The 458-nt window shown below is 53.9% G+C and carries 1 protein-coding gene; it reads right to left on the bottom strand.

Annotation, left to right across the window (positions count from 1 at the left end; all coding sequences use genetic code 11):
* The coding region (locus AC1D1M_RS31510; RefSeq protein ID WP_477778710.1) for a hypothetical protein at nucleotides 1–458 on the bottom strand (458 nt) is incomplete at both ends.

Raw genomic sequence — 458 nt, 5'->3', positions numbered from 1 at the left:
TTGGCATTTACCGTCACGCTATAGGACGATTTCACCTCGAAATTGGGCGATGCGCCGACATAGCGCAGTTCGTTGCCGACTATCGCAAACGAAGCAGCATCGGCCCCACTCAGGCTGAGCGTTTCTGAACCCAATGCATCGTCGGTAATGGCGATATCGGCAACCTTGATACCCGCACCAACCACGACGTTTTCATTGATCGCTGTCGTGGTGTTGCTGAAGCTGACAGCCGTGGGTGCTTCGTTGACGTCGTTAATATTGAGCGTGAAATTCTGCGAAGCATCTGGATTGCCACCGACCGTCGGGTCATTGGCATTTACCGTCACGCTATAGGACGATTTCACCTCGAAATTGGGCGATGCGCCGACATAGCGCAGTTCGTTGCCGACTATCGCAAACGAAGCAGCATCGGCCCCACTCAGGCTGAGCGTTTCTGAACCCAGTGCATCCAATGCATC

The organism is Pseudomonas sp. P1_F7 (assembly GCF_056405655.1).
The sequence above is the reverse complement of the archived record's forward strand: the minus strand, read 5'-3'. Positions and strand labels throughout refer to the sequence as shown.